The organism is Streptomyces sp. XM83C, from assembly GCF_023072675.1.
Taxonomy (GTDB): Bacteria; Actinomycetota; Actinomycetes; order Streptomycetales; family Streptomycetaceae; genus Streptomyces; species Streptomyces thermocoprophilus.
This window is the reverse complement of sequence record NZ_JALLGL010000360.1, coordinates 1-5,804: the sequence shown is the minus strand read 5'-3', so window position 1 is coordinate 5,804 and position 5,804 is coordinate 1. Positions and strand designations below refer to the sequence as shown.

General features: G+C 71.0%; 4 protein-coding genes. All 4 read right to left on the bottom strand.

Annotated elements, in window-relative coordinates:
* On the bottom strand, window positions 1-566 hold a 566-nt coding region (locus MTQ10_RS27105), incomplete at its 3' end, for a helix-turn-helix transcriptional regulator (RefSeq protein WP_247472869.1).
* Between the two features lie 67 nt (window positions 567-633).
* Window positions 634-3,342: a pyruvate dehydrogenase (acetyl-transferring), homodimeric type gene (gene aceE, locus MTQ10_RS27100; RefSeq protein ID WP_247472867.1), complete on the bottom strand. Its 2,709-nt coding sequence runs from the start codon at window positions 3,340-3,342 to the stop codon at window positions 634-636.
* A gap of 295 nt (window positions 3,343-3,637) precedes the next feature.
* On the bottom strand, window positions 3,638-4,267 hold the full coding sequence (locus MTQ10_RS27095) for a GntR family transcriptional regulator (protein WP_247472866.1): 630 nt from the start codon (window positions 4,265-4,267) through the stop codon (window positions 3,638-3,640).
* A 522-nt stretch (window positions 4,268-4,789) separates the two neighbouring features.
* Window positions 4,790-5,804, bottom strand: a 1,015-nt coding sequence (sucB, locus tag MTQ10_RS27090; protein ID WP_247472865.1) for a 2-oxoglutarate dehydrogenase, E2 component, dihydrolipoamide succinyltransferase, incomplete at its 5' end; no start/stop codon positions are given.

Sequence of the window (5,804 nt, the reverse complement as noted above, 5' to 3'; positions counted from 1 at the left end):
TCCCGCACCCGCGCCGCCAGATACCAGACACCCGCCTTCAGCACGAGCCCGTACGGCTCCAGTTCCCGCTCCACCACCCGCTCCCCGCGCCGGTAGCGGGCGGTGACGCACCGGTCGTCCCACACCGCCTCGGCGACGGACGGCAGCAACTCGGGTGTCCTCGGTTCCTGGAACCAGTTCGGCGCGTCCAGATGGAACCGCTGGGCCGCCGTGCGCGGCGCGTCCCGCAGCGACGGCAGGAGCGCCGCCGCCACCTTCAGCCGGGCCGCCGACGCGGCGTCCTCCAGCCCCATGTCCCGCAGCGCCCCCGGCACCCCGCTCAGGAACAGCGCCTCCGCCTCCCCGCGGTGCAGCCCCGTCAACCGGGTGCGGTAGCCGCCGATCAGCCGATAGCCGCCGGCCCGCCCCCGGTCGGCGTAGACCGGCACCCCCGCCTCCGACAGGGCCTGCGCGTCCCGGACGACCGTGCGCTCCGACACCTCCAGCTCCCGCGCCAGTTCGGAGGCGGTCATCGAGGGCCGGGACTGGAGCAGCAGCACCATCTTGATCAGCCGGGCGGCACGCATGGCCCCATCATGCAGCAGGAGGCCCCCGCCGAAGCGGGGACCTCCCGGATGCGAGGACCGGCCGGGACTACAGGCCGTACTTCTCCCGGGCCTCCTTGACCGCGGTGGCCTTCACCTCGCCGCGGCGGGCGAGCTGGGCCAGCGCCGCGACGACGATCGACTCGGCGTCGACACCGAAGTGGCGGCGGGCGGCCTCACGGGTGTCCGACAGACCGAAGCCGTCGGCGCCCAGCGAGGACCAGTCCTGCTCGACCCACTGCGCGATCTGGTCCGGCACCTGGCGCATGTAGTCGGAGACCGCCAGCACCGGGCCCTCGGCGCCCTGCAACGCCTGACGCACATACGGCACACGGTCCTCGCCGCGCAGCAGCGCCGCGTCGGCCTCCATCGCGTCCCGGCGCAGCTCGGTCCAGGACGTCGCGGACCACACGTCGGCGGCCACGCCCCACTCCTCGGCGAGCAGCTTCTGCGCGGTGAGCGCCCAGTGGATCGCCGTACCGGAGCCCAGCAGCTGGATGCGCGGGGCGTTCGCCGGGACGGTGACGCCTGCGGACTCGGCGGTGTTGAAGCGGTACAGGCCCTTGACGATGCCCTCGTCGATGCCGGGGCCCTGCGGCTTGGCGGGCTGCGGCAGCGGCTCGTTGTAGACCGTCAGGTAGTAGAAGACGTTCTGGTCCTCGCCCGGCTTCGCCTCGCCGTACATGCGGCGCAGACCCTCACGGACGATCACCGCGATCTCGTACGCGAACGCGGGGTCGTACGTCAGCGCAGCCGGGTTGGTCGCGGCGATGACGGGGGAGTGGCCGTCGGCGTGCTGAAGGCCCTCACCGGTCAGCGTGGTGCGGCCGGCGGTGGCGCCGACGAGGAAGCCGCGGCCGAGCTGGTCGCCGAGCTGCCACATCTGGTCGGCGGTGCGCTGCCAGCCGAACATCGAGTAGAAGATGTAGAACGGGATCATCGCCTCGCCGTGCGTCGCGTACGACGTCGAAGCGGCGATGAAGTCGGCCATCGAACCGGCCTCGGTGATCCCCTCGTTGAGGATCTGGCCGTTCTTGGCCTCCTTGTAGTACATCAGCTGGTCGCGGTCGACCGGCTCGTACGTCTGGCCCTTCGGCGAGTAGATGCCGAGCGACGGGAACAGCGACTCCATGCCGAAGGTGCGCGCCTCGTCGGGGACGATCGGCACCCAGCGCTTGCCGGTCTCCTTGTCGCGGACCAGGTCCTTGACCAGGCGGACGAAGGCCATGGTGGTGGCCACGTTCTGCGAGCCGGAGCCCTTGTCGAAGGCGGTGAACGCCTTCTCCGCCGGGGCGGGCAGCGCGGGCAGCGGGTGCGTGCGGCGGGCCGGGGCGGGACCGCCGAGGGCGGCGCGGCGCTCCTGGAGGTAGCGGACCTCGGGGGAGTCGGCGCCGGGGTGGCCGTAGGGGACCACGCCGTCGACGAAGTCGCTGTCCTTGATCGGCAGGCCGAGCCGGTCGCGCATCGCCTTGAACTCGTCCACCGTGAGCTTCTTCATCTGGTGGTTGGCGTTCTTCGAGGCGAAGCCCTCACCGAGGGTGTGGCCCTTGACGGTCTGCGCCAGGATCACGGTCGGCGCGCCCTTGAACTCGACGGCGGCCTTGTACGCGGCGTAGACCTTGCGGGGCTCGTGGCCGCCGCGCGAGAAGTGGAACAGGTCGAGGATCTTGTCGTCGCCGAGCAGCTTCGCCATCTCGGCGAGCGCCGGGTCCTTGCCGAAGAAGTCCTCGCGGATGTAGGCGGCGTCGCGGGTCTGGTACGTCTGGACCTGCGCGTCCGGTACCTCACGCAGACGGCGTACGAGCGCGCCCGTGGTGTCGAGGGCGAACAGCTCGTCCCAGGCGGAGCCCCACAGCGTCTTGATGACGTTCCAGCCGGCGCCGCGGAACTGGGCCTCCAGCTCCTGCACGATCTTGAAGTTGGCGCGGACCGGGCCGTCGAGGCGCTGCAGGTTGCAGTTGATGACGAAGGTCAGGTTGTCGAGCTGCTCGCGGGCGGCGAGCGCGAGGGCCGCGGTGGACTCCGGCTCGTCCATCTCGCCGTCGCCGAGGAACGCCCACACGTGGGAGGCGGAGACGTCCTTGATGCCGCGGTTGGTCAGATAGCGGTTGAAGCGCGCCTGGTAGATCGCCGACAGGGGGCCGAGGCCCATGGAGACGGTGGGGAACTCCCACAGCCAGGGCAGGCGGCGCGGGTGCGGGTAGGACGGCAGGCCGTCGCCGCCGGCCTCCTGGCGGAAGTTGTCAAGGTGCTTCTCGGTGAGACGCCCGTCGAGGAAGGCGCGGGCGTAGATGCCGGGGGAGGCGTGGCCCTGGATGTACAGCTGGTCGCCGGAGCCGTCGGCCTCCTTGCCCTTGAAGAAGTGGTTGAAGCCGGTCTCGTACAGCCAGGCCGCGGAGGCGAAGGTGGCGATGTGGCCGCCGACGCCGTACTTGCTGCCGCGGGTCACCATCGCGGCCGCGTTCCAGCGGTTCCACGCGGTGATACGGGCCTCCATCTCCGGGTCACCGGGCACCTCGGGCTCGGCGGCGGTCGGGATGGTGTTGACGTAGTCCGTCTCCAGGAGCTTCGGCAGCGCGATGCCGGCGCCCTCGGCGCGCTCCAGCGTGCGGCGCATCAGGTACGCGGCACGGTGCGGCCCGGCCGCCTCGGCGACGGCGTCCAGCGAGGCCTGCCATTCGGCGGTCTCCTCGGGGTCGCGGTCCGGGAGCTGGTCGAGCTCGCTCGGCTGGATGGCGTTGGCGTTGGGGTCGGTCATGTCGCCGCCTTCCTCAGTCGAAGGGGGTTCCCTCACAGGCAAGGGTTCGGGGGTGCCCTAGGTCTTTGGCAGGACAGGGCGCGGGCTTCGGTAGAAGTCCGTCGGCGACTGTAACTCGCTGATCGATGATCGATCAAAGGGTTGAGGGGCAAAACCTCTCGATCCCGAGAAAGTCGGCACGGGGTGCCTCGCACGGAGACACCCCGTGCCGCATTTTCGAACGGTTTTCGCAGGTGAGAGCACGTCTGAGCGAACGCCCGCTCAGGGCGCCGAGGGGCCTCGGGAGCCCTCCGGATCAGCTCTCGTGACGCGGCGCACACCCCAGCACATGCGCCTTCACCAGCTCCGCGATGCGCGGGTCGTGCCGCTTGAACGCGGCCACCAGCTCCTCGTGCTCCTCCGCGTACGACTGCTGCACCGTGCCCAGCCAGCGGATCGACAGCGCCGTGAACACCTCGATGCCCAGGCCCTCCCAGGTGTGCAGCAGCACCGAGTTGCCGGCCGCGCGCACCAGCTCCCGGTGGAACGCCACCGTGTGCCGCACCTGCGCGGTGCCGTCGGAGTTGCGGTCGGCCTCGTACAGCGCCGCCACATGCGGCTCCAGCGCCGAGCAGTCCACCGCCAGCGACTCCGCCGCCAGCTCGGCCGCGATCGCCTCCAGACCGGCCCGGACCGGGTAGCTCTCCTCCAGGTCGGCGGCGGTCAGATTCCGCACCCGCACACCCTTGTTGGGCGCGGACTCGATCAGCCGCAGCGACTCCAGCTCACGCAGCGCCTCACGTACCGGCGTCTGGCTGACCTCCAGCTCGGTGGCGATACGCCGCTCCACGATCCGCTCGCCCGGCTGCCAGCGCCCGCTGATGATCCCTTCCAGGATGTGCTCGCGGATCTGTTCCCGCAGCGAGTGGATGACGGGCGCGGTCATGAGGGCTCCTTAGGGAGGGGCCACGGCCCCCTGGGGCGTTCGACGTTTAGACAATAAGGCCGCGAGCCCGCTCGAGAGAGGCGCGCGGGGGCGCTTTCGCGCAGGTGAGACGAGACTTACACACGCCGTCCTCGGCGGAGGCACTGCCGCACGGCCGCAGCGTGGCCGGTGTCACAGCGGCCGAATTCTGTGTCCGTCGAACTGGGCTTTGAACAGCGTGCTGGTCGGATGCAGAGCGAAACGGGGGAGCGGTGGCTCAGCAGAAGGATCCGGCAGCCAGGAGGGACGATCCGACCCGACCGGCCGATGACCTCGGCAGAATGCAGGAACACCTCACGTGGCCAGTCCGCCGCATGGACCGGATCGTCGACGAGATCGAGCAGGGCCGGCAGGGGCCGGCCGCCACCGAGCAGCGCACGTTGCATCGCTCGGTCCGCCCGCCTCTCTCAGCACATGGCGGAGCCCCCGCCCCGGACGTGGTGTCCGGGGCGGGGGCTCCGCGCATGGTGAGCCCGGTGCGGGTCAGAGACCCAGTTCGACCTCGAACTCGCCGGCCTCGAGGATCGCCTTGACCGCCGTCAGGTAGCGGGCCGCGTCGGCGCCGTCGACCAGGCGGTGGTCGTAGGAGAGGGTCAGGTAGGTCATGTCGCGGACGCCGATGACCGTGCCCTCCTCCGTCTCGATGACGGCCGGGCGCTTGACCGTGGCGCCGATGCCGAGGATCGCGACCTGGCCCGGCGGCACGATGATCGTGTCGAAGAGCGCACCGCGCGAACCGGTGTTGGAGATGGTGAAGGTCGCGCCGGACAGCTCGTCCGGGGTGATCTTGTTGCCGCGGACCTTGCCGGCCAGCTCCGCCGTGGCCTTGGCGATACCGGCGATGTTCAGGTCGCCGGCGTTCTTGATGACCGGGGTCATCAGGCCCTTCTCGGAGTCCACCGCGATACCGATGTTCTCGGTGTCGAAGTAGGTGATCGTGCCCTCGGCCTCGTTGATCTTGGCGTTGATGACCGGGTGGGCCTTCAGCGCCTGCGCGGCGGCCTTGACGAAGAACGGCATCGGGGAGAGCTTGACGCCCTCACGCGCCGCGAACGCGTCCTTGGCCTGCGCACGCAGCCGCATCAGGCGGGTGACGTCGACCTCGACGACCGACGACAGCTGCGCCTGCTCGTGCAGCGCCTTGACCATGTTGTCGCCGATGACCTTGCGGATCCGCGGCATCTTCACGGTCTGGCCGCGCAGCGGGGACACCTCCAGCACGGGGGCGGCCTTGCGGGCGGCCGGGGCAGCGGCGGCGGCCGGAGCCGGGGCAGCGGCTGCGGCCTTCGCGGCCTCGGCGGCGGCGATCACGTCCTGCTTGCGGATACGGCCGCCGACGCCGGTGCCCTTGACGGTGGCCAGGTCGACGCCGTTCTCGGCGGCGAGCTTGCGCACCAGCGGGGTGACGTAGGCGCCCTCGCCCACCGACGGAGCGGCGGCGGGAGCGGCCGGAGCCGGGGCGGCCGGGGCCGGAGCGGGAGCGGGCCCCGGCCCAGCC

Excerpts from the sequence above, each read along its gene's own strand:
- aceE (WP_247472867.1), bottom strand. The coding sequence starts at position 3,342 with ATGACCGACCCCAACGCCAACGCCATCCAGCCGAGCGAGCTCGACCAG.
- MTQ10_RS27095 (WP_247472866.1), bottom strand. The coding sequence starts at position 4,267 with ATGACCGCGCCCGTCATCCACTCGCTGCGGGAACAGATCCGCGAGCAC.